At 70.6% G+C, this 23,773-nt stretch carries 23 protein-coding genes and 1 tRNA gene; 6 read left to right on the forward strand and 18 right to left on the reverse strand.

The window, feature by feature from the left end:
* The first annotated feature begins 8 nt into the window (after window positions 1-8).
* Window positions 9-1,688, forward strand: a complete 1,680-nt coding sequence (locus GT755_RS15110; RefSeq protein ID WP_235966685.1) for a DUF2264 domain-containing protein — start codon at window positions 9-11, stop codon at window positions 1,686-1,688.
* Here the strand turns inward: GT755_RS15110 and GT755_RS15115 are convergent.
* Genes GT755_RS15115 through GT755_RS15125 form a run of 3 tightly spaced genes read right to left on the reverse strand, consistent with a single transcriptional unit; the run spans window position 1,666 to window position 6,457 of the window.
* The gene (locus tag GT755_RS15115; RefSeq protein ID WP_161480349.1) at window positions 1,666-4,857 is read right to left on the reverse strand and encodes an ATP-binding protein; all 3,192 of its coding nucleotides are present in this window, start codon (window positions 4,855-4,857) and stop codon (window positions 1,666-1,668) included. The two genes, GT755_RS15110 and GT755_RS15115, sit on opposite strands and share 23 nt — an antisense overlap.
* Complete coding sequence (locus tag GT755_RS15120; RefSeq protein WP_161480350.1) at window positions 4,857-5,477, reverse strand: hypothetical protein; 621 nt, start codon at window positions 5,475-5,477, stop codon at window positions 4,857-4,859. The genes GT755_RS15115 and GT755_RS15120 overlap by 1 nt, the downstream gene beginning before the upstream one ends.
* A complete protein-coding gene (locus GT755_RS15125) occupies window positions 5,477-6,457 on the reverse strand; it encodes a DUF559 domain-containing protein (RefSeq protein WP_161480351.1) in 981 nt (326 codons plus the stop codon). The genes GT755_RS15120 and GT755_RS15125 overlap by 1 nt, the downstream gene beginning before the upstream one ends.
* Before the next feature lie 453 nt (window positions 6,458-6,910).
* On the opposite strand from GT755_RS15125, the gene GT755_RS15130 reads away from it, so the two are divergent.
* Together GT755_RS15130 and GT755_RS15135 are read left to right on the forward strand one after the other, a co-directional pair.
* Window positions 6,911-8,470 carry a GDSL-type esterase/lipase family protein gene (locus GT755_RS15130; RefSeq protein WP_202610042.1) on the forward strand — a complete coding sequence of 520 codons (1,560 nt, stop codon included), beginning with the start codon at window positions 6,911-6,913 and terminating at the stop codon, window positions 8,468-8,470.
* Between the two features lie 22 nt (window positions 8,471-8,492).
* The gene (locus GT755_RS15135; protein ID WP_161480352.1) at window positions 8,493-8,996 is read left to right on the forward strand and encodes an O-acetyl-ADP-ribose deacetylase; all 504 of its coding nucleotides are present in this window, start codon (window positions 8,493-8,495) and stop codon (window positions 8,994-8,996) included.
* Here GT755_RS15135 and trxA read toward each other — a convergent pair.
* Genes trxA through GT755_RS15165 form a run of 6 tightly spaced genes read right to left on the reverse strand, consistent with a single transcriptional unit; the run spans window position 8,987 to window position 12,225 of the window.
* Entirely contained in the window at window positions 8,987-9,301 is a 315-nt protein-coding gene (gene trxA, locus GT755_RS15140; RefSeq protein ID WP_161480353.1) for a thioredoxin, read from the reverse strand. The two genes, GT755_RS15135 and trxA, sit on opposite strands and share 10 nt — an antisense overlap.
* Entirely contained in the window at window positions 9,298-9,636 is a 339-nt protein-coding gene (locus GT755_RS15145) for a MerR family transcriptional regulator (RefSeq protein ID WP_062352537.1), read from the reverse strand. Before GT755_RS15145 ends, trxA begins: the two co-directional genes overlap by 4 nt.
* Window positions 9,637-9,670: 34 nt before the next feature.
* Window positions 9,671-10,450 carry a class I SAM-dependent methyltransferase gene (locus tag GT755_RS15150; protein ID WP_161480354.1) on the reverse strand — a complete coding sequence of 260 codons (780 nt, stop codon included), beginning with the start codon at window positions 10,448-10,450 and terminating at the stop codon, window positions 9,671-9,673.
* A gap of 56 nt (window positions 10,451-10,506) precedes the next feature.
* Window positions 10,507-10,683, reverse strand: coding sequence for a DUF4236 domain-containing protein (locus tag GT755_RS15155; RefSeq protein ID WP_137246908.1), 177 nt, complete (start codon window positions 10,681-10,683; stop codon window positions 10,507-10,509).
* Window positions 10,684-10,717: 34 nt separating this feature from the next.
* Window positions 10,718-11,431, reverse strand: a complete 714-nt coding sequence (locus GT755_RS15160; RefSeq protein WP_161480355.1) for a polyphenol oxidase family protein — start codon at window positions 11,429-11,431, stop codon at window positions 10,718-10,720.
* 2 nt (window positions 11,432-11,433) lie between these two features.
* A complete protein-coding gene (locus GT755_RS15165; RefSeq protein WP_328794350.1) occupies window positions 11,434-12,225 on the reverse strand; it encodes a 1-aminocyclopropane-1-carboxylate deaminase/D-cysteine desulfhydrase in 792 nt (263 codons plus the stop codon).
* 18 nt (window positions 12,226-12,243) lie between these two features.
* Between GT755_RS15165 and galK the strand changes: the two genes are divergently transcribed.
* Window positions 12,244-13,350, forward strand: coding sequence for a galactokinase (galK, locus tag GT755_RS15170; protein ID WP_161480356.1), 1,107 nt, complete (start codon window positions 12,244-12,246; stop codon window positions 13,348-13,350).
* Here galK and GT755_RS15175 read toward each other — a convergent pair.
* The gene (locus tag GT755_RS15175) at window positions 13,343-14,314 is read right to left on the reverse strand and encodes a helix-turn-helix transcriptional regulator (protein WP_161480357.1); all 972 of its coding nucleotides are present in this window, start codon (window positions 14,312-14,314) and stop codon (window positions 13,343-13,345) included. The two genes, galK and GT755_RS15175, sit on opposite strands and share 8 nt — an antisense overlap.
* Before the next feature lie 62 nt (window positions 14,315-14,376).
* Between GT755_RS15175 and GT755_RS15180 the strand changes: the two genes are divergently transcribed.
* The gene (locus GT755_RS15180) at window positions 14,377-15,579 is read left to right on the forward strand and encodes an epoxide hydrolase family protein (RefSeq protein ID WP_161480358.1); all 1,203 of its coding nucleotides are present in this window, start codon (window positions 14,377-14,379) and stop codon (window positions 15,577-15,579) included.
* Here the strand turns inward: GT755_RS15180 and GT755_RS15185 are convergent.
* From GT755_RS15185 to GT755_RS15200, 4 genes are all read right to left on the reverse strand, one after another.
* Complete coding sequence (locus tag GT755_RS15185) at window positions 15,566-16,450, reverse strand: alpha/beta fold hydrolase (protein WP_161480359.1); 885 nt, start codon at window positions 16,448-16,450, stop codon at window positions 15,566-15,568. The two genes, GT755_RS15180 and GT755_RS15185, sit on opposite strands and share 14 nt — an antisense overlap.
* A 23-nt stretch (window positions 16,451-16,473) precedes the next feature.
* On the reverse strand, window positions 16,474-17,253 hold the full coding sequence (locus tag GT755_RS15190; RefSeq protein WP_161480360.1) for an enoyl-CoA hydratase-related protein: 780 nt from the start codon (window positions 17,251-17,253) through the stop codon (window positions 16,474-16,476).
* Between the two features lie 13 nt (window positions 17,254-17,266).
* Window positions 17,267-18,379 (reverse strand): nitric oxide synthase oxygenase, encoded by a 1,113-nt coding sequence (locus GT755_RS15195; RefSeq protein WP_161480361.1) that lies wholly within the window; start codon window positions 18,377-18,379, stop codon window positions 17,267-17,269.
* 274 nt (window positions 18,380-18,653) lie between these two features.
* Window positions 18,654-18,726: transfer RNA gene (locus GT755_RS15200), tRNA-Asn, on the reverse strand.
* 168 nt (window positions 18,727-18,894) lie between these two features.
* Between GT755_RS15200 and GT755_RS15205 the strand changes: the two genes are divergently transcribed.
* Complete coding sequence (locus tag GT755_RS15205) at window positions 18,895-19,176, forward strand: YtxH domain-containing protein (RefSeq protein WP_235966686.1); 282 nt, start codon at window positions 18,895-18,897, stop codon at window positions 19,174-19,176.
* Between the two features lie 52 nt (window positions 19,177-19,228).
* Here the strand turns inward: GT755_RS15205 and GT755_RS15210 are convergent, their stop codons facing one another.
* From GT755_RS15210 to GT755_RS15225, 4 genes are all read right to left on the reverse strand, one after another.
* The gene (locus GT755_RS15210; RefSeq protein WP_161480362.1) at window positions 19,229-19,699 is read right to left on the reverse strand and encodes a hypothetical protein; all 471 of its coding nucleotides are present in this window, start codon (window positions 19,697-19,699) and stop codon (window positions 19,229-19,231) included.
* A gap of 67 nt (window positions 19,700-19,766) precedes the next feature.
* Window positions 19,767-20,873 carry an RNA polymerase sigma factor RpoD gene (gene rpoD / locus GT755_RS15215; RefSeq protein WP_231515294.1) on the reverse strand — a complete coding sequence of 369 codons (1,107 nt, stop codon included), beginning with the start codon at window positions 20,871-20,873 and terminating at the stop codon, window positions 19,767-19,769.
* 178 nt (window positions 20,874-21,051) lie between these two features.
* Window positions 21,052-22,890 (reverse strand): DNA primase, encoded by a 1,839-nt coding sequence (gene dnaG / locus GT755_RS15220; RefSeq protein ID WP_161480363.1) that lies wholly within the window; start codon window positions 22,888-22,890, stop codon window positions 21,052-21,054.
* A gap of 9 nt (window positions 22,891-22,899) precedes the next feature.
* Window positions 22,900-23,766 (reverse strand): M23 family metallopeptidase, encoded by an 867-nt coding sequence (locus GT755_RS15225; RefSeq protein WP_161480364.1) that lies wholly within the window; start codon window positions 23,764-23,766, stop codon window positions 22,900-22,902.
* Window positions 23,767-23,773: the final 7 nt, after the last annotated feature.

The following is a 23,773-nucleotide window of genomic DNA, read 5'->3' on the forward strand; positions in this document are numbered from 1 at the left end:
GGAGCGAGATGGCAGCGGATCGTGCGTCGATGGCCCAGCTCGTCCGGGATCTCGTCACCCCGCTCCACCCGTTCTTCAGCCCCGGCCGCGCCCGCCTGAGACTCGGCGTCAACACCGCCCACTACGACGACGCCGCCGCCGAACTGGAGGCCTTCGCCCGCCCCCTGTGGGGCCTGGCACCCTTAGGTGAGGACCTGGACCCGTGGCGCGAGGGCCTGGCGAACGGCACCGACCCCGGCCACCCCGAATACTGGGGCGACATCGCCGACGTCGACCAGCGCCTGGTGGAGACGGCCGCGCTCGGCTTCGCCCTCGCGCTGGCGCCCGACCTGTTGTGGGACGGCCTGAGCGGAGCCCAGCGCGACCGCGTGGCGACGTGGCTCTCCCAGGCCCTGGCCCGCTCGGGCGTGGACAACAACTGGCAGTTCTTCCCCGTCCTGGTCAGCCTGGGCCTGCGCCGCGTCGGCGTACCCTTCGACGAGCCGTCGGTCGAGGCCCGGCTCGACCGCCTGGAGTCGTTCGCCCTGGGCCGCGGCTGGTACTCCGACGGTCCGACCGCCCAGCGGGACTACTACGTGCCGTTCGCGATGCACTACTACGGCCTGATCTACGCCGGTCTGAGCAAGAACGCCCGAGCCGAGCGCTTCCGCGCCCGTGCGGGCGAGTTCGCCCTCGACTTCCGCCACTGGTTCGCCGCCGACGGCGCGGCCGTCCCCTTCGGCCGGTCGATGACCTACCGGCACGCCCAGGCCGCGTTCTGGGGAGCACTGGCGTTCGCTGAGGTCGACGCCCTGCCGTGGGGCGAGACCAAGGGCTACCTACTCCGCCACCTGCGCTGGTGGGACGGCCGCGACGTGGCCACCCGCGACGGCGTCCTGACCATCGGCTACGCCTACCCGCAGCCGCTGCTCGCCGAGCAGTACAACGCCCCCGGGTCGCCCTACTGGGCCATGAAGGCGTTCCTCCCGCTGGCCCTGCCGGACCACCACCCGTTCTGGACCACTCCCGAAACCCCCGCGCCGATGCCCGACGGCGTCGTCCACCAGCCCGAGGCCGGCACCGCCGTGATCCGGTCGCACGAAGGCCGCCACGTGGTCGTGCTGAGCGCCGCGCAGCACAACACGTGGGCCCGAGGCGGCGCGGCGAAATACGCCAAGTTCGCCTACTCGACGGTCTTCGGCTTCAGCGTCCCCGCCGGAAGCCACGGCCTGGACCAGGGCGCCTTCGACAACACCCTGGCTCTGAGCGACGACGGCGTGCACTGGCGCTGCTGCGAGGTCCCGGAGTCCGCCGGCGACCTCCACCTGCGCTGGTCCCCGTGGGACGACGTCGAGATCGAGACGTGGCTGATCCCGGGCGCCGCCGACCACCTGCGCGTCCACCGCGTCGCGTCGGCCCGCCGCCTGTTCACCGCGGAGGCCGCCTTCGCCGTGAACCGCGACACCGAGACGGCCCGCGACAGCGGCGCGGGCTACGCCTGGGCGACCTCAGACCAGGGCCTGTCCCGCATCGAGGACGTGACGGAATCCGCATGGCCGACGGGGGTCCGGCGGGAGGGGGAGGTCGTGCAGCCGCACCCCGGGACGAACGTCCTGGTGCCGCGCACGATCCTCCCCACCCTGCGGGGTGAGCACGACCCGGGCGAGTTCTGGCTGACCGGCAGGGTCACCGGCTCGCCCGGTCGATGACCTCCTCGCTGGTGAGCGGCGCCCGTGGGTGGTGGCTCAGGCACAGAGGTGTCCGCACCTTCGCGAATCCCGCCCCCTCGGGAGCGACGTAGAACTGGCCGCTGCGCAGCGACCCGATGTCGTCGGCCCTGCCGCCCTTGACCCGGGCCATCTCCTTGGCCGCCTCGATCTGCACCTGCGCGTTGAGCAGCCCGTAGAACTGGGTGGCCGCGTTGCCGGGGATCCGGTTGTGCAGCCCCTTGGGCGCCTGCGTCGCGAACACCAGCCCCAGCCCGTACTTCCGGGCCTGGGAGGCGAGCGCGAGCGTGCTCTGCGTGCACACGGTGGAGGCCCCGGAAGGCGCGAAGTTCTGCGCCTCGTCCATGACGAACAACCCGCCCAGCGGCCGGTCACCCGCCGGGTTCTTCTTGATCCAGGCGAACAGCGCCATCTGCAGCTGGTTCACGAACGACTGGCGCTCGGAGTCGCTCTGCAGCCCCACGAACGAGATCACCGAGACCCGCGCCCGCTTGCCGGCGGCCGGGGTGAGCAACCGGCCGGGGTCGAGCGGCTGCCCCTCGCCACCGAACAACGGATCGTTGACCATCGCCGCCCGGAGCACCTGCGCCAGCCCATCGGCGATCTTGACCGCGCCGCTGATCCGGCTGATGTCCTCCGGAAAGTCGGCCAGCAGCCCGATCAGCCCGTTGAGCCCCCCGCTCCCGTATCTCCCGAAGTGGACGACGGCCTCCTTGAGCACCGCCCGCGCCACTTCGGCCTTGCTCGTGTTGCCCTCCGCCTTGGCCCTGGGAACCAGCGCCGCCACGGCGGCGTCGACGGCCTCGTTGAACTCGTCGACGTCGTCCCGGACACCGGCGAAGTCCGGCAGCGCCCGGAACGCCAGCGGCCGCCCCTTCTCCCGGCGCGGGGTCCAGATGACGACGTCGGTGTCGGCGATGTAGCGTGCCGCCCGTGCGGCGTCGCCGGGCCCCCAGGCGGAAGGCTCCTCGGGCCAGGCGTCACCGAGCCGGGCGAGGTCGTTGTTGGTGTCGAGCACGATCGAGGAGACACCCTGCAACGCGCACTCTTCGACGATCCGCCTGATCAGGACGGTCTTGCCCGAGCCGGAACCGGCGAAGATCGCGGTGTGCTTCCGCAACGCCTCCAGCTCGACGGAGACGGGCAGCCCACGCTCATAGGATCGGCCGACGACCAGGGTGGGCGCCTTGGCGGGCAGGTCCACCGGGCCTGCCAGAGTCACGGGCGAGTGCCCCGAAGTGCCCGCCTCGCGGGTCGGCAGTGCGGGCGGCTCCTCAAGGATGTCGCCCTCAGGTGCTTTTGGGACGTGGTGCACCTGCGGAGCGGCCTGCGGCTCGTCGGACCAGCCCTCGAGGACGTCCCTGAGCAGCTTGATCGCGCTGGCCGGCCGCTTGAGGACCAGCCACTTGTTGAGGCTGGGCGGGTTCTGCGCCATCAGGTCCCGGAGAGCGCTGAGGGTCCTCAGGTCGTCCTCGTCGACGGTGACGACCCGGCCGCCCCGGGCCCGGAAGTCGGCCAGGGCCTGCTGGGTCTTCGGCCCGGCGGCCCACGGAACGTTCCTGAGGACGATGAGCCTGCGCTTGGGCGTCTCGGCTTCGAGGCCCGCCGCGATGGCCGCCCGCTTCAGCCGGGTCAGCGCCGCGTTCGGATGTTTGGCGCTGATGCCGCGGATCGCCCAGTGGATCTCGTCCTCCCTGGCCTCGTCCAGGATCTGGCGGAGGCGCGCGTGCAGGGAGGTCTTCTGGCCGAAGGTCGGGTCGACCTTGTAGGTCGTCGTGTCGTCGCCCTTCTCGATGGCCCAGGCCTGCAGCCCGGCGGCGAGCAGGCCGGGCAGGACGGCGTCCTCCTGCGTCGCGTCGAGGGCTCCGGTGACGTGGGCGGCGTCTTCCAGCAGGGCGAACTTGGTCTCGATGCCGTGGACTTCGCTGAGCGTCGTCTGTATCGCGGCGACCGGTTCGACGTGGTGCGTCTCGACCCGGTCGAACCGGAAGAGCTCTTTCACCTCGCCCCGCGCGACGCAGGCCCCGATGTGGTCGGTGAGAGCGCGGAGGATGTTCCGCGGCGTGTAGAACGGCGCTTCGGCGAACGCCTCCGGCCGGACCGGCCACGTCGGGTAGGGCGGCTCGAACCCGATGCTCTTGAAGTGCTCCGCGAGCCGCCGGATCACCAGCTCACGGCCCACCTCGGGCGACGGGACGCGCTTCAGGACGGTGGTCTGCTCGAACCGGTCCTTGAAGCTGGCGACCGACAGTTGCCTGAGCAGGATCCACGTGTCCGGGAGGCACGAGACGACCGAGAGGGTCCTGCTGGTAACCTCGCGCAGCGAGGTCAGCCCGTGGGCGATCTGCAGAGCCGTGGCCCGCGTGCGAGGGTCGACCTCCCCGTTCCCGAACAGCGCCATCGAGTTGATGAGCGGGTCGAGTTGGTCGAAGGCCATGACGCTGGGCCCCGTCATCGCCAGCAGCCGGGAGGTGTCCCGGACCAGCTCCTGGGGAGTCCGGATGACCGGCCGGAATCCCCATTCCCGGCGGCTTCCGTCGAAGTCCTCCATCCCGTACATGTAGCCGTCGCCCAGGCTGGCCAGGTTGTAGTCGTTGGCGGCCAGCAGGACCAGCGCGCGGGCGGTGTCCTGCGCCTCCATGAACACCCGGGAGTCCCGCTTGTGCAGCCCCTGCAGGAACTCCTTCAAGTGTTCCTTCTCCAGAGGCTGGTTGCCGATGACGGCCTGCTGGGTCCGGCGGGGCAGTGACATCGGTTCGGTCAGGTTGCGGAGGAAGCGCTTGAGCTGGCTCTCCTCGTCGACCCCGATCCTGGCGAGACCGTCCTGGATGGACACCAGGGCGCTCTCCCAGAAGTTGCGCGCGTCGAGCACGCTCATCAGGAAGAAGTAGCCGTCGCGCCGGATGACCTGCTCGCGCAGCCAGCTCATCAGGTGCGTCTTGCCGCTGCCCGCCGTCCCTTCGAGGACGACGCCGATCGGGCTGGAGGTGCCCACACTGAGGGCGGCGGCGTCCAGACCCGAGGTGAGCGCCTTCGACGCCTGGGGATGCATCCCCTCCACGTGGAACGGCACGGGGTGCCACACGTCCTCGGCGCCGTTGACCGTCGAGATGATGTTCAGCGAGCTGATCGCGTACCAGTCTGTGATCATCAGCGGGCGCCGATCCGCAGCTGATGGTTCGGCTCGTTGCCGATCATGACGGCGGCGGCGTGGTCCTCGGGCGACAGGTGGCCGACGATAGCCGCGGCGAGGATGTGGACCTCGGGCGCGTTCAGCAACATCCGGCGCAGTGCGTTGTCCTGCTCGGACCGGTCGATGTCGCTCAGCAGCGGCCGCAACTTCGTCAGCGAGACCCACTCCCCCACTCCGGGAGTGATCTTCGCGTAGGCCTCGCGGATGCGGTCCTCCACCTCGTCGTCCGTGCGGCCGGACGTGACCACGGGTGCTGCCGCGACCTGAGGCAGGGTGGGCTCAAGGAGGCTGCGCAGGTAGAGCAGGGCCAGGGTCTTGCCCGATCGAGAGGTCACCACGACGCCCTTCTGAACCTCTTCGAGCGCCCGCTCCTCACCGGCGGGCGTGATGGAGTACCAAAGGCTCCGTTCCCGCTTCTCCATTTCCATCAGCTTGGCGTCGATCAATCCGGCGCGGTTCTTCGTGGAAAGCGAGAGACCCCACGTCGCCTCCAGATCCTGGCGCGCGACCTCAGTCCCTAACGTCTTGAGGACAAGTAGAGCCGCCACCTGCTGGTACGTCAGTCTTTCTTCGGACATCAACCTGCTCCTTCGTTCAGTCCGAGGCGTCGCCCCAGGAGGAATTCCTTGATCCGGCGGAGCACCGCCGGCAGATCGTCGAGCACCTGCTCGTTGGTGAAGCGCAACACGGCGAACCCGTCACGTTCCAAACGCCGGTCGCGGAGCCGGTCCATCTCTGCCTTGGCCGCCGTCCGATGTTCGGGACCGTCGAGTTCGACGACGCACTTCTCCCGCGCCCACATCAGATCCGTGCGGATCGTCACGAACAGCGAGTCGGTCGACGCGTAGGTCTGGTTCCATTCGCGCCCGTGCGCCCAGGGGCAGTCGAACAGGGCCTTCTCCACGGCCTGCTCGACCTCGCTGTAGCGGGCGGGCTCACCACGGAGCGGCGGCACCCGGAGGATCTCGACGGGCGTCTCGGACGGCGGAAGCTCGGCGGCCAGCCGGGCGACCGCCTCCGGGACCTTCAGGTGAACGGTCTCGACCCGCTTCACCTCGGGGCCGACCAGCCAGACGCCCATCCCGCTCTGATGGGCCAGCCATTCACATCCGGCGACCAGCACCGTCTCGCCGTGGGAACTCAGCTTCTCCGGCACGTGGACGACGAGCGCCACCTCACAACGCCGGAAAGCGGCCCCGACGACCCGGGCCAGCCCGGCCGCGCGGACCTCGGCGGGAAACGCCCGGCTCCGGGTGGACCGGAGCCCGAGGGCGAACGGGTCCCGGTGCTGAATCGCGTGCGCGGCGAGTTCCGCCAGGAACGGTCCGAAATGACGGGTGCCCGTCGCCATGCGCATCGCGAGAACACGCGCCGCCGCCATTCCGCCGCCACCCGGGCCGTCGAGTTTCTCGCCCTCGGGCAGCCAGTCGGGAAAGAGCTTGACGGCCAGCGTCTCCAGTTCCCGGAGGATGGATCCCACCAGCTCAGGCACCGAGTCGCACTCCGCGGCCGCATACGTCACGACCGCCGGCCCGATCTCCGGTAAAGGGTCCAGCAACAATTCCATGACATTGGCGTCAATTGTGGAATCGACTCCGGCAATGCGGAGCACCCTCCCCACCGGGAGATCGCCCCACGAGAATGGCATGCCGGTTCCCTCTGGACAGTCATCTGAAAACGTGACGCCGCAGAGGGTATAGGGCACACCGCATGATGCGCAGGAATTCCAGAGATATCACTGTTTCCGGAGTAACAAAACCATCGAAACAGTCATCCTGACAATCCATCAAATCCCGCTATATCCGAACAAATCCGGGTCGCTCCGTACAGAAACCCCCACACCACCCCGGGCCGCCGTCAGATCCGACCTATGTCCGGTTTCGAGGCACTCGAACGTGCACTCTGTCACGTTCCCACGTCCAGACATCCAACCTATCTGTTGACGACAAAGACCTGTCAGCTTAATCTCGCCCTGATCACGAGCGTGGTCTCGTACAGGCAGAAGGACACGATGCAACGGTTAATCCGGGCGCTCGTCGCCGCGCTCGTCGCGGTTCTCGTCGCGGCGAACCTCCCCGCCCCGGCCTCCGCCGCCACCTGGCTCGGCACGTGGGCGGCCTCGCCCCAGAGTGGAAGCCGCGAGTTCGACAATCAGACCCTGCGCCATATCGTCCGCACCAGCATCGGCGGGTCTGCCGTGCGGGTGCAGCTCTCCAACACCTTCGGCACCCGTGCCATCACCGTCTCCAACGTGCACGTCGCCAGAAGGACCACCGGGTCGTCGGTCGACCCGGCCACCGACCGGACGCTGACGTTCGGCGGGCAGCAGTCGGTGACCATCCCCATCGGGGGGCTGGCCGTCAGCGACGCGGCGAGTGTGCCGGTCGCGGCCTCCTCCGACCTGGCGGTGAGTTTCCACCTGCCGTCCGCCACCGGGCCGGCGACCTATCACCAGACGGCGCTGCAGACCAGTTACATCGCGAGCGGCAACGTCGCGGGCAACGCATCCATCACGCCGACCGGGGAGACGGGAGACACCTTCATCCTGTCGGGCGTCGACGTCGACAACGCCTCCGGGACCGGCACCGTCGTGGCGCTGGGGGCCTCGATCGTCGACGGGGTCGCCTCCAGTCACAACGCCAATCGGCGGTGGCCGAACCTGCTGTCCAACCGGCTCAACGCGTCCGGGCGGACGGTCGGTGTCGTCAACCAGGGCATCAGCGGCAACCAGCTGCTCCGCGACGGCGCGGGGCAGAGCGCCATCAACCGGTTCGAGCGCGACGTGCTTAATCAGACCGGGGTGAAGTGGGTGGTCTTCGCCGACAACCCCATCAACGACGTCGGGTCGAACCGGCCCGTGCCCACGGCGCAGCAGCTCATCACCGGGGCTCAGAACCTCATCGACCGGGCGCACGCCCGGGGCATCCAGTTCATCTGCGCCACGCTCACCCCCTTCCAGGGGGCGAACTACTGGACGCAGGAGGGCGAGAACAGCCGCGCCGCCTACAACGCGTGGGTGCGCGGCGCGGGCAGCGGGTGTGACCGGGTCGTCGACTTCGACGCGGCCACGCGCGATCCCGCCAACCCGACCCGGTTCCTGCCGGCCTACGACCCGGGCGACCACCTCCACCCGAACGACGCCGGGTTCCAGGCCATGGCCGACGCGTTCGACCTCGCCTGGTTCGGGGCCACGAGCGGGACCCCGGGCGTCCAGCTCCGCTCGCGCGCCAACAACCAGCTCGTCAACGCCGGTCCGACCCTGGTCGCGAACGGCAACGCGACCACGTTCGACCGCGTCGACCTGGGCAACGGCAACATCGCCCTCCGGTCGCGGGCCAACAACATGTACGTCGCCGCCGAGGCCGCCGGGGCGCAGCCGCTCGTCGCCAACCGGACCGCCGTCGGGCCGTGGGAGACCTTCCAGGTGATCGACAATCCCAACGGCACGATCAGCCTCCGTGCCCAGGCCAACGGCAACCTGGTCTGCGCCGACGGCGGGGGCGCGCAGCCCCTCATCGCCAACCGGACCGCGATCGGGCCCTGGGAGCAGTTCGACGTGGTGAACGTCTGACCCCAGCGGGAACAATGCGGCCATGCGGATCATCGTGGTCAAGGGTGACATCACCGATCAGCGGGCCGACGCGATCGTCAACGCCGCCAACTCCTCGTTGCTGGGAGGGGGCGGCGTCGACGGCGCGATCCACCGGAAGGGGGGCAGCGAGATCCTGGAGGCGTGCCGCAGGCTGCGGGCCTCCGCCTACGGCAAGGGGCTGCCCCCCGGGCAGGCGGTGGCCACCACGGCGGGGCGGCTTCCGGCGAAATGGGTGATCCACACCGTCGGGCCGGTGCACAGCAGGAGCGAAGACCGGTCGAAGACGCTGGCGTCGTGTTATCGCGAGGCGCTGCGGGTGGCCGACGAGCTGGGGGCCACGACGGTCGCCTTCCCGGCGCTGTCGGCGGGCATCTACGGCTGGCCGATGGACGACGCGGCCCGGATCGCCGTCGAGACCGTCAGGGGGACCCCCACGAAGGTGGAGGAGGTGCGGTTCGTGTTGTTCACCGACGAGGCCTACGAGCACTTCCAGGCTCAGATGTGAGGGGCGATCCCGTCGACGATGGCGCGCTTGGGGCGGGCGCCCTTGATCTGGTGGACGACCTCGCCGTCGCGGTAGAGGTTCAGGGTGGGCAGGCCGATGACGTCGTAGCGCAGCGCGATCGACGGGTGCTCGTCGGCGTTGATCTTGGCGATGACGACCTTGTCGCCGTACTCGCGCTCGATCTCCTCCAGGATGGGGGAGATCATCTTGCAGGGCGGGCACCACTCGGCCCAGAAGTCGAGCAGCACCGGGCGGTCGCTGCCCAGCACGTCGCGCTCGAACGTCTCCGTGGTGACCTCGATCATGTGTTCCTCCGTAGCATCTCGTCGCGGCGGGCCATCAGGTCCCGGATCTCGGTGTCGATCTCGGCGAGCTTGCGGCGGACGACGTCGACCGACTCGGGGCAGACCCCGCCCGACTCGTTGCCGGCGCGCAGGCAGGCCACGAACGGGCGGGCGTCCTCCAGGGTGAAACCGACGGCCATCAGCGCCCGGATCTCCTGGACGAGCCGCACGTCGGCCTCGTCGTACTCGCGGTATCCGTTGGCGCCCCGGCGGGCGGCCAGCAGGCCCTTCTCCTCGTAATGGCGCAGCGAGCGGGTGCTCACACCCGATCGCCGTGCCAGCTCACCGATCCGCATATCCGCAGGCTAAACCTTCACATCAGCGTCAGGGTCAAGCCCGGCAGAGGACTTCGCCGTGCACGATCGTCAGGTACCCGTCGGGGTCGGCGGCCCAGGTGAGCCAGCCGTCGGCGATGCGCCGCAGATCCTCCGGCGTGGCCAGCCCCGCGTCCAGGGCCTGGCGGCCCAGCGACGACTTCACGACGCGGTCGGCCCACATGCCGCCCCAGAACGCCCGGTCGCCGGGGGTGGCGAAGGTCCAGGTGGAGGTGGACACCTCGATGTCGGCGAACCCGGCGGCGCGGGCCCACGAGAGCATCCGGCGGCCGGCGTCGGGCTCGCCGTCGTTGCGCCGGGCCACGGCGTAGTAGAGCGCGAGCCACTCGTCGAGCTCCGGCAGCGCCGGATACCAGGTGAACGCGCCGTAGTCGCTGTCGCGGGCGGCGACCAGCCGGGCGACCCTGCCCATCTCGCGGAGCGCCCCGACCGGGTCGGCTAGGTGCTGCAGGACCTGGTGGGCGTGGGCGACGTCGAAGGCCTTGTCGCCGTACGGCAGCGCGTGCGCGTCGGCCACCTCGAAGGCGATGTTCGGCGTGCCCCGCCGCTCCGCCTCGGCGCGGGCGAGGCCGAGCTCGCCGGGCCCGATCTCGGTGGCGGTGACGTGGGCGACCCGGGCCGCCAGGTCGGCGGTGATGGTGCCGGGGCCGCAGCCCACGTCGAGCAGGGTGGTGTCTGGGGTCAGGTGCGGCAGCAGGTGGGCCGCGGAGTTCTCGGCGGTGCGCCAGCGGTGGGACCGCAGCACGCTCTCATGGTGCCCATGCGTGTAGTGCATGGGCACGAGAGTAGTACCGTCTCGCGATACGAGAAGATACGTATCGAATAGTGAGACTAGAACGTCTTGCCGATGTGGAACCCGCCGGGCAGCCGCACGGTCACGTGACGACGCCCGTCAGGGGTGCGATAGACGTGGAAACGACGGCCCCCGTAGCTGCGGGAGACGCCGTGACGTGAGAGGTGAAAGCGCAGCGGTCCGACTTTTACCGACTTCCGGTAGTCCCATCCCATGCCTGGAGAACGAGCGGAATCGGGGGGAAAGTTCCTAGCCGAGCCAGATATAGGCCCCGAAGCGCCCGGTCTGCCCTTCGCGGCGGTATGAGTAGAGATCACCGGATTCGATGGTGCACCGGGCGTCGTGCCGGACGTCGCCCACCCCGGCCCTGGAGAGCTGCGCCGAGATGGCCGCCCGCAGGTCGACCGACGGGGTGCCGTGCGACGTGGTCGCCCAGGCCTCGGGGACGACGGCGGCGACCTCCTCGCGCATCTCGGCGGGCACCTCGTAACACCGCCCGCAGGCGGCCGGACCGACCAGCGCGACCATCCGGCCTGGGTCTCCCCCGCGCCCGGCCATGGCCTCGACCAGCGCGGGCACCACCCCGGCGAGTGTGCCGGGCCGCCCCGAGTGGGCGGCGCCCACCAGCCGGGCGACCGGATCGGCCACCAGCACCTGGGCGCAGTCGGCGGCCAGCGAGACCAGCGCGAGCCCCTCTTCCGCGGTGAAGATCGCGTCGAGGCCGGGCGGGTCGTCGCCGAACGGCCGGTCGACGTAGGCGACCTCGCGCCCGTGGACCTGGCGCATGAGCACCACACGCGAGGGGTCGACGCCGACCTCAAGAGCGGTCATCCGCCGGTTGGCCGCGACGTTCCCGGGGTCGTCGCCGACGGCCCCGCCGAGGTTCCGGCCGCCGAACGGGGCCGGGCTCACGCCGCCACGGCGATCGGTGATCACGGCGTGTACGCCCTCGGCCAGCAGCACCCTCACACCCTACCGGTGATCACCGCGACGACCGTGGGACCGAGGCCGAGGGCGCGGATGCCGTACATCATCTTGGCCGTGTAGACGTGGTCGAGCCGGAGGCCGTGCCGGGTCTCGAAATCACCGATGAACGCGCTCAGTTCCGGCGTGGTGCGGGCGTAGCCCCCGAAATGGAACCCGGTCTCGACGCGCCAGTTGGGCGTGACGTGGCCGAGCGCCTCGGTCTGGAGGCGGGCGACCTCGTCGTACAGGAACGAACCGCCTTTCAGCACGGAGAACCCGACGGCCGTGAACCCCGGCGGCAGCCCGGCCGCGAGGCCGGCCAGCGTGCCCCCGGTCCCGACGGGGCAGCACACCACCGCCTCCCCGAGATGGGCCAGCTCGGGCCCGATCTCCATGCACCCGCGCACCGCCTCCGCGTTCGACCCGCCCTCGGGCAGCACGCGGTGGCCGGGGAACTCCTCGCGCACGAGCCGCAGCACCTCGGGCGAGGTCTTCGCCCGGTAGCGCGCGCGGTCGAGGAAGATCAGCCGCATCCCGCAGGCCACCGCGAAGTCGAGTACCTCGTTCCTGACCGGCTCGCCCCGGATCACCCCGCCGGTCGGGAACCCGAACTCGCGCCCGGCCGCCGCGACGGCCCTGATGTGGTTCGAGTAGGCCCCGCCGAAGGTCACGATCGGCTCGCCCGTGAGGTTGTACTTGAGCTTGCGCCACTTGTTGCCGGGGATGTCGGGATGCAGAAGATCGTCGCGCTTCAGCAGGACCCCGTCGGCGCGGGTGAGAGGCGAGACCACAGCGATAACCTAACGGCCATGCGGGTCGTTTCCTCCTTTGAGACCGCCTTCGGCGGCACCCCCGAGGGCGTCTGGCACGCCCCCGGCCGGGTCAACCTGATCGGCGAACACACCGACTACAACGACGGCCTGGTGCTTCCCTTCGCGGTGCCCTGGGGCGTCTCGGCGGCGGTCGCCCGGCGGTCCGACGACCGTGTGCGGGTCGTGTCGGCGCAGGCGGGCGGCGGCCCGGTCGAGGAGGTCGCCGGGTGGGCGGCCTACCCGATCGGCGTGGCCCTGACCATGCGGAAGGCCGGTCTCCCTGTCGGCGGCGCCGACATCGCGATCGACGGCGACATCCCCCGGGGCGCGGGCCTGTCGTCGAGCGCGGCCCTGGAGGTCTCGGTCGCGCTGGCGCTGAACGACCTCTACGACCTCGGCCAGAGCCCGCTCGACCTGGCCAGGCTCGGGCAGCGGGCCGAGAACGAGGTCGTCGGCATGCCCTGCGGCATCATGGACCAGGCCGCCTCGGCCCTGTCGAAGGAGGGCCACGTCCTCCTGCTCGACTGCCGCTCCCTGGGCAGCCGCACGATCCCCTTCGACCTGCCCTCCCAGGGCCTCGAACTCGTCATCATCGACACCGGCGTCCACCACGAACTGGCCGACGGCCAGTACGCCCGGCGCCGGGCCGACTGCGAGAGCGCCGCCGCGAAACTGGGCGTCGAGGCCCTGCGCGACGTCACCGACCTCACGGCCGCGCTGTCCGAGTTGAGCGGAGACGAGCGCAAACGCACCCAGCACGTCGTGACCGAGAACCACCGCGTGGAAGCCGTTGTCGGCCTCCTGCGGGCCGGCGCGGTGGCCGAGATCGGCGCGCTGCTGAACGCCTCCCACCTGTCGCTGCGCGACCAGTTCGAGGTGAGCTGCGCCGAACTCGACGTGGCCGTCGAATCGGCGGTCAGGGGCGGCGCGCGGGGCGCCCGGATGACCGGCGGCGGCTTCGGCGGCTCCGCCATCGCCCTCGTCGCGGCCGACCGCGCCGACACGATGCGCCGGACGGTGGCGGAGGCCTACGAGGCGAAGGGCTGGCAGCCCCCGGTCTTCCGCACCGCCACGCCCTCGGCGGGAGCCCGCAGGCTCAGCTAGCGCCGCGATCCCCGGGAACCGCGCGCCGGTAGCGGTCGGCCAGCACGCGGAGCTCCGCGACGAGCTCGGGCGGCCCGGTGACCTCGAAGTCGGCGTCGAGCAGGCCGAGATGGCAGGCCAGCGTCTGGGGCGTGTCCGAGCCGACCTCGGCCACGCAGGCGTCGTCGCCCAGGGGTTCCACCGGGACGCCGGGCGGCAACCGCTCGCGCACGTGCCCGGCCGGCGCGCGGACCGTCACCCGCGCCCGGTACCGCCAGGTGGCGGTGGCCAGGCCGGTGGCGACATGGCCGGCGAGGTCGCCGCCGGGATGCTCGCGCGGGGTGAACCGGGGGCCGTTCGGGGTGCGCAACCGCATCCGGTCCACCCGGAAGGTGCGCCAGTCGGACCGGGCGACGTCCCAGCCGACCAGGTACCAGCGGCCCCGGCTGTGCGCGAGCCGGTGCGGCTCGACCTCGCGGCGGCCGGCCGCCCCGTCGTGGCCGACGTAGTCGAACCGGAGCCGCTCGTGGTCGCGCGCGGCGGCCGCGATGGCGGTGAGCGTGTCGGCGTCCACGCGGGGGCCCGCCTGCGGAAGCGGGACGAGGTGCGCGCGCAGCCCGTTGACCCGGCGGCGCAGCCGGGCGGGCAACATCTGTTCGAGCTTGGTCAGGGCCCGCAGCGCCGCCTCCTCGATGCCGGTCACCGCGCCCTGGGTGGCGCCCACCCGCAGCCCGACCGCGACGGCGACCGCCTCGTCGTCGTCGAGCAGCAACGGCGGTAGCCGCGCGCCCGACCCGAGCCGGTAGCCGCCGGTGACGCCCCTGATGCCCTCCACCGGATAGCCGAGGCCGCGCAGGCGTTCGACGTCGTTGCGCACCGTGCGCACGGTGACGCCGAGACGCTCGGCCAGTTCCGGTCCGCTCCAGTCGCGCGGCGTCTGCAGGAGGGAGAGCAGCCGCAGCAGTCGTTGTGCCGTGTCCGACATAAGGTGAAGTCTGCCGCGATACAGGAACGGCTGGTTCCGGTATCGATCCTAGATTCTCCGTCATGGACGACAACACCGACATCCGCCCGTTCCGCGTCGACATCCCGCAGGCCGATCTGGACGACCTGCACGACCGCCTCACCCGCGCCCGCTGGCCCCGGCGGCTCGGCGGCGCCGGCTGGGAGCGCGGCGTCCCGGTGGACCACCTCAGAGAGCTGGCGGCCTACTGGGCCGACGGCTTCGACTGGCGGGCCCAGGAGAAGGCGCTCAACGAGCACCCGCAGTTCGTCACCACGATCGACGGCCAGGACATCCACTTCCTGCACGTCCGCTCCCCCGAGCCCGGCGCGCTGCCGCTGATCCTCAGCCACGGCTGGCCGGGCTCGTTCGCCGACTTCCTGGACGTCATCGGGCCCCTGACCGATCCCCGCGCGCACGGCGGCGACCCGGCCGACGCCTTCCACCTCGTGATCCCGTCGCTGCCCGGCTTCGCGTTCTCCACCCCGGTGCGCGAACCCGGCTGGGGCGACCTGTTCCGGGTGGCCGCCGCGTTCGGCGAGCTCATGCGCCGGCTCGGCTACGAGCGGTTCGCCGCGCAGGGCGGCGACATCGGGGGCGGCGTCACCACGCTGCTGCCCATGGCCGCCCCCGGCCGCGTGGTCGCCACCCACGTCAACGGCCCGTCGCCCTACCCGTTCGGCCCGCCCGTCGAGCTCGACGGCCTGTCGGACGCCGACCGGGCCCGCGCCGAGCGGTTCAACACCTTCCGCCAGGACGGCCTCGGCTACCTGCACCTGCAGTCGACCCGCCCGCAGACCGTCGCCTACGCGCTGAACGACTCGCCGATCGCCCAGCTGGCCTGGATCGTGGAGAAGTTCAAGGAGTGGACCGACCCCGCCGCCGACCTGCCCGAGGACGCGGTGGGCCGCGACCGGCTGCTCACCACCGTGAGCCTGTACTGGTTCACCGGCTCCGGCGCGTCGTCGGCCGGCATCCTGTACGACGGCATGCGCGCCTACCGCGAGATGGCCGCCGCCCCGGCGGACGGCGGCCAGGCCGGGTGGCCGTCGGCCCCGGCGCCGCCGCAGGGCGTGGCGGTGTTCGCGGCGGACATGACGATCCGCGCCCTCGCCGACCCGGCCGGCGCCGTCGCCCACTGGTCGGAGTTCGACCGGGGCGGCCACTTCCCGGCGATGGAGACGCCCGAGCTGCTGGTCGGCGACCTGCGCACGTTCTTCCGCGTCGCGCGGCTCACCCGGAACTGACCGTCTTCCACGTCCGGTCGAGGAAGTGGGCGATCAGCGGCGCGATCTCCGGCAGGTACTCCTCCAGGGCGAAGTGGCCCGTCGGGTAGACGTGCAGCTCGGCGTCCGGGACGTCGCGCAGGTAGGCGTGCGCCCCCGGTTCGGGGAAGAACATGTCGTTCGCCCCCCAGGTGATCAGCATCGGCGGGCGCCGGGTGCGGAGCCACTCCTGCCACTCCGGGTAGTGGCCGAGGTTGGCGTGGTAGTTCAGCAGCAGGTCGAGCTGCGGCCGGGCCCGTTCGGGCTTGTCGAGGAAGTACTGGTCGAGCACCCAGCTGTCCGGCGAGACCAGCTGGACGTCGCCGGTGCCCGCCTCGTACTGCTTGCGGGTGACCGGGAGGGTCAGCATCTCCCGGGCCGCCTCCTCCCCCTCGTGGCCGGGCCGCAGGGCCACCAGCTGGCGCATGGCCTCGCCCAGGCCCTCCTCGTAGGCGTTGCCGTTCTGGACCACCAGGCCGGCGATGCGTTCGGGGTGGCGCAGGGCCACGCGGAAGCCGACCGGGGCGCCGTAGTCGAAGACGTACATGACGAAGTGGTCGAGGCGGAGCCGCTCGACGAAGCCCGCCATGACCTCGCCCAGCCGGTCGAAGGTCAGCGGGCTCGCCGGGACGTCGCTGTGGCCGAAGCCCGGCAGGTCGGGCGCGATCAGCCGGTAGTGGGCGCCGAGGGCGTCGACGAGCCGGCGATATTGGTGCGAGGCCGACGGGAAGCCGTGCAGCAGGAGCAGCACGGGCGACTGGTCGGTCTCGGGTACGGATTCGCGGTAGAAGACCCGGAGGCCGTCGATGTCGATGTGACGGTGCAGGGTCCGTGTGACGATCGGGAACGCCATTTCGCATCACCTCGTCACGGGCCCTACCCACTGAAGGGCGGGAACTCCGGGGGGCGTTTCTCCAGGAAGCTGGCCACGCCCTCGGCGAAGTCGGCCCGGCCGAACGACTCGGCCATCAGCTTCTCGGCCTTCGTCCGGGAGGCATCGAGGCTCCGGTCCCAGTCGCCCCAGACCTGCTGCTTGATCACCGCCATCGAGGTGGGCGAGCTCATGGCGGCCAGCTCGCGGGCGTAGGCGGCGACCTCGCCCATGAGCGCCTCGCCCGGCACCGCGCGCAACGCCAGGCCCAGGCCGGCCGCCTCCTCCCCCGTGAAGGTGCGGCCGGACAGCAGCAGGTCGAGCGCGCGGGCCTGGCCGACGAGCTTCGGCAGCACCCACGCCAGGCCGTATTCGGCGATGAGGCCCCGCCGGGAGAAGGCGGTCGTCCACTTCGCCTCGGCGGCCGTGAAGACCAGGTCGCAGACGAGGGCGTGCACCATGCCCAGCCCGGCGCAGGCGCCGTTCACGGCCGCGATGACCGGCTTCCCGATCGTCGTGGGCAGGGTGTTCGGCCGGGTGTCGGCGACCCGTTCGAGCGTGCCCTCCTGGAGCGCCGTGAGCGTCTGGAAGTCGGCCCCGGCGCAGAAGCCCCTCCCGGCCCCGGTCACCACGATCACCCGCACCGCCGGGTCGGTCTCGGCCTGGGTGAGCAGGTCGAAGTAGCGTGTGCCGAGCGCCTCGGTCCAGGCGTTGAGCCGCTCGGGGCGGTTGTAGGTCAGCGTCAGGACGCCGTCGGCGAGGTCGCTCAGCACCAAGTCACTCACGAATATTGTTCTACTACAGCCCCCGGTGGTGGGTGAAGGACGGCCGCAGCGCCACGTCGTCGTAGTACCGGTGGAACACCGGCGTCAGCGCGCCCGACAGCGGCGGGACGATCCACGACCAGTCGGCCGGGCAGACCCGGCCCGAGCGCTCCTCCTTCTCCAGGTGGGTCATGAACCGCTTCGCCTCGGTGTGGTGGTCGGTCATGGTCACCCCGGCCTCGGCGAAGGAGTGCAGCACGGCCACGTTGAGCTCGACGAGCGTGTGGTCGCGCCACAGGGTGCGGTCGCTGGAGGTGTCCATGCCGAGCCGCCGGGCGATCACCGGAAGCTGGTCGTAGCGGCCGGTGTCGGCCAGGTTGCGGGCGCCGATCTCGGTCCCCATGTACCACCCGTTGAACGGCGCCGCCGGGTAGCAGACGCCGCCGATCTCCAGGCACATGTTCGAGATCGCCGGGACGGCGTGCCAGCGCAGCCCCAGCTCCCCGAACCACGGGTAGTGGGGATGGCTGATCGGCACCTCCAGGATCGCGTCGGCGGGCAGCTCCCGCATCTCCACGTGGTCCTTCACCTCGATCAGCAGCGGCAGCACGTCGAACCGGCCGCCCCGTCCTTCCCAGCCGAGCGCCGCGGCCTCCCGCGTCAGCCCCAGATGCGACGGGTCGCCCACGATCTCGCCGTCGCGCTCGTAGCCGGCGTACCGGACGAGCTGGTCGTTGCGGATCCGGGCGGCGCGCTGACCAGGGCGGTCGGGGGCGAACACGGTGATCGTCGGCCGGATGCGGCCGCCGTTGGTCGCCTCGCGCAGATGGGCCACGCACTCGTCGGCGATCGCGTCGGCCGTGTCGACCTCACGCCGGTCGCGGACCCGCAGCGACTGCCAGTAGAGCCGACCGATGCACCGGCCGCTGTTGCGCCAGGCCACACGCGCGCCGAACGTCAGTTCGTCGAGCGTGTGCGTGTAGGTGCCGGTCTGCTCGATCTCGGCCGCGACCTCCCGCAGCCGCGCCTCCACGGGCCCGGCCGAGGGCACCTCGGCATGGTGCAGCCGGACGAATTCCTCCGCCTCCCGCCAGTCGACCCCCTCACCGCTTCGTGCCTCGTCGGTTCTCTTCCACCACGTCCGCATCGCGACTTTCCCCTCGCGGATCGCCGGTGGCCGTTCCGGGCGGCGACGACGACCCTCGTTGCGGTGGCCCTCTCCCCACCGCCGGTGCGTAGTTGGTCCGCGGCGACCACGCCTGCCGTCAGGCGGCATCACGGCGCGAGCACATTTTCTGCGCTTGCACCCGGATTTGTCATCTATTTCTGTGCATCTTTCGCCACAGAGCGTCAGGAGAGCGGAAGTGTACGCGCACACGAAGAAGCCCCGGTCTGATCTCTCAGACCGGGGCTTCGGGCAGCTCCCGCGATAGGACTCGAACCTATAACCTGCCGGTTAACAGCCGGCTGCTCTGCCGATTGAGCTACACGGGATCGTGCGGTGCTCCGCTGCCTTGCGGCTTTCCTTGCGGCGCGGAACTAGATTAGCGCACTCGGGGGGTGCTCTGTCACATCCATTGGCGCGCCCTTTGACGGAGCCCGGTTTGGATAGATGCACACCCATTGGGTAGGGGCCGGTGTAGCGAAGCGCGGAGGTGGAAGATGCGGTACAAGGTGATGTTCGCCGCCGGGCTGGGTCTTGGATACGTCCTCGGCACCCGCGCCGGGCGTGAGCGCTACGAGCAGATCGTGCGGGCCACGAAGAGGGTGTCCGACAGCCCCGCCGTACAGGAGGCGGCCGGACTCGTGGGTGCCCGCGTGTCGAAGATGACCGTGGCGGCCAAGGACAGAGTCCCGTTCCTGCGTAGGCCTGACCCCTGGGACGGGGAGACCACAGCCGGCCCGACAGGCTGGCCGGACCCAGAGGTCAACCGGATCACCTGACAGTCGAGACGACGAAGGCCCGCCCCGGCAGAGGGGCGGGCCTTCGTGACGTTCAGACGCCGAGGCTCCGGCGCACCTGCTCCAGGGCCTGTTCGGCGGCGGCCAGCACGCCGGGGTCACTGCCGTCGAGCCCGTCGTCGAACGCCAGTTCCCATTCGATGGTGTCGGTTCCGGCGAGCCGCCGGGCGATGAAGCGCACACCCGCGTTTGTGGTGAGTTTCACATAGCGGTTGGCGACGATGGAGTTCTGCACCCTTTCCCGGATGGTTTCCGGCAAGAAGCCGGGATCCTCGATATCCACCCGATAAACGCCGCCCGTAACCGTTGTGATGTTCATCCCGGTTTCGTCCCAGGAGGCCTTGTCGACGGTGTGCCACGGCACCCGCTCCCCGCCGGGCAGGTGCAGCGCGACGAAGGTCGCGACGGCGTAGCCGCCGGACGGCGTGGGGGCGAAACTCAGCACCCGCTCCCCCGACAGACGGGAGCGGACGTCGGCGGGCAGGCGGTTCCCGAACAGAGGCATACCTGGGAATGTACAAGCGGACGGCCCGTGTCCCGGGTCCGGGGCACGGGCCGTGTCCGGCGAAGGGTCAGTCGAGGTAGTCGCGGAGCATCTGGGCGCGCGTCGGGTGACGCAGCTTGGCGAGCGTCTTGGACTCGATCTGGCGGATGCGCTCCCGGGTCACCCCGAACTCCCGCCCGACCTCCTCCAGCGTGCGCGGATGCCCGTCGGCCAGGCCGAACCTGAGCTGGATGATGCGCTGTTCCCGCTCCGACAACGTGGCCAGGATGTCGTCGAGCTGGTCTTGCAGCATGATGAACGCGGCGGCCTCGATCGGCACCACGGCGTCGGCGTCCTCGATGAAGTCGCCGAGGTCGGAGTCTTCCTCGCCGATGGGCGACTGGAGGGAGACCGGCTCCTGGGCGATGCGCTGGATCTCGATGACCCGGTCGATCGGCAGGTCCATCTCGGCGGCGATCTCCTCGGGCGCGGGCTCGCGGCCGAGGTCCTGGTGCAGCTGACGCTGCACGCGCACCAGTTTGTTGATCGTCTCCACCATGTGGACCGGAATTCGAATGGTCCGCGCCTGATCGGCGATGGCCCTCGTGATCGCCTGCCGAATCCACCACGTCGCATAAGTCGAGAACTTGTAGCCCTTGGTGTAGTCGAATTTCTCGACCGCGCGAATCAGCCCGAGATTGCCCTCTTGAATGAGATCGAGGAATAACATTCCGCGGCCGACATATCTTTTCGCGATGGAGACGACGAGCCGCAGGTTCGCCTCGATGAGGCGCTGCTTGGCGCGCACGCCCTCCCAGACGAGATCTTCGAACTCGGGCCGGGCCACCCGGATCGCGGGGCTCTCACAGAGCTTGTCCTCCGCGAAGAGGCCGGCCTCGATGGCCTTGGCGAGTTCCACCTCCTCCTCGGCGGTGAGCAGCGGAACCCGGCCGATCTCCCGCAGGTAGATCCTGACCAGGTCGCTGGTCGGCGCCCTCTTACCGACGTCTTCCTCGTCGGGCTTGGACGTCTCCTCGTCGCCTTGCGGCTCGAGGACCTCCACTCCGTTCTCGGCGAGCATGCGCACGACGCGCTCCAGCGCGTCGGCCTCAAGCCCGGATCGGTCGAGCGCGGCGGCCACGTCGTCAACCGTGACGCTCCCGCGCTCTCTTCCCTTCACGACGAGCTCGGCCACCTGGTCTACCGATGGCGGCCCGCTTGGCAGCACCGATGCACCCACGGAACACAGTCTGCGGTATAACCACAACAAAACGGCAGGCCTATTTTTGTCACCGAAGGTTAGATCCGCGTCATTACCGAATCGATATCAAACCCGTGTTTCGCCTCTGTGAGGTGCGGAAAGGAATTGATATTCACGCCCCGGCCAGACGTTCTCGCAACATCCGCCGCTGCGCTTCGAGCGCGGCCAGTTCGCCGAACATCCGGTTGTAGTCCTGAGCTTCGTCGACGGGGTTCAGGCGCTGCATCCGGGACTTCAGGGCGTCGAGCCGGCGACTCACCGTGACCTCCTGGAGCCGGGCCAGCAGCCCGACGCCATGGCGCTCCTCGCCGTTCGTCTCCACCCTCAGCGGGTCGACCGCCAGACGGGTCACGAAGGGCCTGAGTTCCTCGGAGGCCCCCGCGAGGAGCCGTTCCACCCATTCCCTCCCACCGGCGCCCCCGGCCGCCGTGCCGCCGCAGGAGACGATCAGCTCGTAGAGCGCGGCGTGTTCCGCGCGGGTGAAGGCGCCGGCGCCGAGGACGTCGAACTCGGGGCCGAGCAGCGCCGGCCGCTGGACCGCCAGTTGCAGCGCCTCGAACTCGTAGCGCTGGTGCGGGTCGAGCGGGGCCGCCTTGGCGGGCTTCTTCTCCGGCCGGGCCTCGACCGGCCGGGCGGCGATCTCGGTGACCCGTTCGACGACCAGGCGCTCGTTCATGAAGCCGAGCCAGCGGTCGAGGTCGACGGCGTACATGTGGCGCAGGGCCTTGTCCTTGATCGAGGCGACCACGGGGGCGGCGGCGTCGAGCGCCGACAGGCGGCCCTCGTTGGTGCTGGTGTCGTAGCGGCCGATCACACTGCGGATGGCGAAGGCGAACAGCGGCTCGCGGCTGGCCACCAGGTCGCGGACGGCCGCGTCGCCCTTCTGGACCCGCAGGTCGCAGGGGTCGAGCCCGTCGGGCTGCACGGCCACGAAGGTCTGGGTGACGAACTTCTGCTCGTCCTGGAAGGCCCGCAGGGCGGCCTTCTGCCCGGCCGAGTCGCCGTCGAAGGTGAAGATGACCTCGCCCTGCCCCTGGTCGAACAGGATGCGGCGCAGCACCTTGATGTGGTCTTCGCCGAAGGCGGTGCCGCAGGTGGCCACGGCGGTCGGCACCCCGGCCAGGTGGAGCGCCATCACGTCGGTGTAGCCCTCGACCACGACCGCCTGCGACCGCTTGGAGATCTCGCGTTTGGCCAGGTCGATGCCGTAGAGCACCGAGCTCTTGTGATAGATCGGGCTCTCGGGGGTGTTCAGGTACTTCGGGCCGTCGTCGGCCTCGATGAGCTTGCGGGCGCCGAAGCCGATGACGTCGCCGGTGATGTCGCGGATCGGCCAGATCAGCCGCCCCCGGAACCGGTCGATCGGCCCCCGTCGGCCCTCCCGGGCCAGCCCTCCCTTGATCAGCTCCTGGACGCTGAACCCGCGCCCCATCAGGTGACGCGACAGCGCCTCCCACTCGTTGGGGGCGTACCCCACCCCGAAGTGGTCGGCGTCGGCCCGCTCGAACCCGCGCTCCGACAGGAACCGCCGCGCGACCGCGGCCTCGGGCGAGGTCAGGTGGGAGACGTAGAACTCAGCGGCGGCCCGGTGGGCCTCGATCAGCCGCGACCGCTCCCCCTGCTGCCGGCCCGGCACGTAGCCGCCCTGCTCGTAGCGGAGCTGGACGCCCGCCCGCCCGGCCAGCCGCTCGACCGCCTCGGCGAAGGTCAGCGCGTCGATCTTCTGGAGGAAGGAGATGACGTCGCCGCCCTCGGAGCAGCCGAAGCAGTAGTACATCCCCCGCGCGGGGGTCACGTTGAACGAGGGCGACTTCTCGTCGTGGAACGGGCACAGGCCCTTGAGATTGCCGCCTCCGGCGTTGCGGAGCTGGACGTATTCGCCGATCACGTCGGCGATCGGGGAACGCTCCCTGACGAGGGCGATGTCGTCATCGCTGATCCGGCCTGCCACGCCGTGAGTCTAGTCACCCACGCCGGGCACCTCGACGTCCAGCGGCCCCACCTCGACGGGCTGCACGGGCTTGCGGGTCGGCTTCGGCCGCTCGGGCCGCTCGACGCCCTTCACCTCGGGCTTGGACGAGCAGGCGACCGAGCACGCCGGCAGCGGCCCGGTCTTCTTCCGGACCGCCTTCATCTCCTGCGCCGGAGAATAGGTGCGGTTGCCGTTACGCCACGCGTCGAGGTAGTCCCACGGCTCGACCATGCCGCGCCTGATCCACCACTCGTTGGCGTCGGTCTTCCAGGTCACCGCGAAGTAGAGGTTGCTGGCGGTGTCGCGGGCGTTGCCGGTGTTCCCGACCGTCCCGAGCTGCTGCCCCGCCTTCACCTTCTTCCCCGGCACGATCCCCTCGGCCACGGTGTCGAGGTGCCCGCCCAGGTAGAGCACGCCGTCGTCGCCCAGCAGCGTGACGTAACGCCCTTCGCGGTCGCCTCCCCGGTCGGTCGAGGGCACCCACCGGTTCTGCACGTTCACCTCGCGGACCGTGCCGGAGACCGGCGCCACGAAGGCGCACCCCCGGTCGGCCCAGATCGTCGTCTTGGGCAGCACGAGCAGCTTGCGCGCGTAGGAGACCTTGCAGCCCTTCACGGGGAAGGTGTAGGTGAACTTCGACAACTTCGGCGGCGGCAGCAGCACCGGCTCCTCACCCGTCGGAGGCACCGCCGCCGAGATGAACGCCGGCTCGGGCGTCGGCCCCGCGTCGTCGAGGGGCGTGCCCGTGTCGGGGGCGGCGGGCGGGTGGGTGCTGACGCCTGCGACACCCGCCGGACCGCTGCAGGCGGCGGTCAGAAAGGCCAGCACGAGGAGGGCCGAGGTCCCGGGTCGCATGATCTCC

This window comes from Herbidospora solisilvae (assembly GCF_009901565.1).
Lineage (GTDB): Bacteria > Actinomycetota > Actinomycetes > Streptosporangiales > Streptosporangiaceae > Herbidospora > Herbidospora solisilvae.